Genomic DNA, 1065 nt, shown 5'->3' on the forward strand with positions numbered 1-1065 from the left:
GCCTTGCCATAGATTTCACAATTCCCATAGACTTGACCACAAACTTGAGAAAAATGCCGTATTTTTGCATTTTCAGCAACGACGGCATAGCCATAGACACAAGCTTTATCATAAACCCAGCAATTGCCATCATGGGATAGATTAGCTTCCTTTTCAATAAAGCCGCCGAGGTCGCCCGCCTTTACATCAGCAAAATCTTTTAAAGCTTTAATGCGATAAAGATTTATAATATTTCGAGTAAGTGCATGTTTGATTTTTTTGATTTCACTGGTTAATTCGTATTTTTTGCACATAGAGGTACCCTCACAATCTAATGTGTTAAACGTTTTCTAAAATTTGAAATGGAAAATTGGATTGGAAAGCAGGCGCCCCCGCCGCGCCCCGCGCTGTTATTTAAGCAGCGTCTCTTATGATTTGATCACAAATTTTAATATGACCATTTAATTTTTTTGTATCTATATATGAATTGCCAAAAACACTCACTTGATCACAAATGTATGTATAGCCTGTAATTTTTGCATTCTCATAAATACAAGCATCATCACCAATTACAGCAAAAAACCAAACTTGAGCATTGTCAAAAATCTTTGCATTACCATAAGCTTGAGCATAGCCAGTCAATAAAGCATCATCATAGATTTTAGCATGACCTTTTATAACAGCCCTGTCCGATACCTCAGCATGATTCAAAACGCAGGCATGATCGTAAACATAAGTTATTCCAAAAACCAAGGCATGATCAGCAACCCTTGCATTGTCATAAATTTTTGCACAATCAAAAACTTTAGCATAGCCTTCAATTTTTGCATTATCGAAAACATAAGCTTTATTTAAGACTTTAGCATTATCAGAAACATAGGCATTATTATAAACACAAGCCTCATCATAGACCCAGCAATTGCCATCATGGGATAGGTTATCTTCCTTTTCAACAAAACCGCCTAAATCACCAGCCTTAACATCAGAAAAGTCTTTTAAAGCTTTAATGCGATAAAGAATTTGATTACTAATTACACGCGTTTCATTTGTGAGTGCAAACTTCTTTTGCATAACACAATTCCTTTA

General features: G+C 35.6%; 1 protein-coding gene and 1 pseudogene. Both read right to left on the minus strand.

All coding sequences use genetic code 11. From position 1 onward, the window contains the following. A pseudogene (locus ABID23_RS08090) lies at positions 1 to 293 on the minus strand (hypothetical protein); the annotation flags it as partial. 100 nt (positions 294 to 393) lie between these two features. Next, positions 394 to 1050: an LbetaH domain-containing protein gene (locus ABID23_RS08095; RefSeq protein ID WP_354190997.1), complete on the minus strand. Its 657-nt coding sequence runs from the start codon at positions 1048 to 1050 to the stop codon at positions 394 to 396. Positions 1051 to 1065 lie beyond the last annotated feature (15 nt).

Origin of the sequence: Bartonella silvatica (genome assembly GCF_040545155.1) — a bacterium.
Classification (GTDB): domain Bacteria; phylum Pseudomonadota; class Alphaproteobacteria; order Rhizobiales; family Rhizobiaceae; genus Bartonella; species Bartonella silvatica.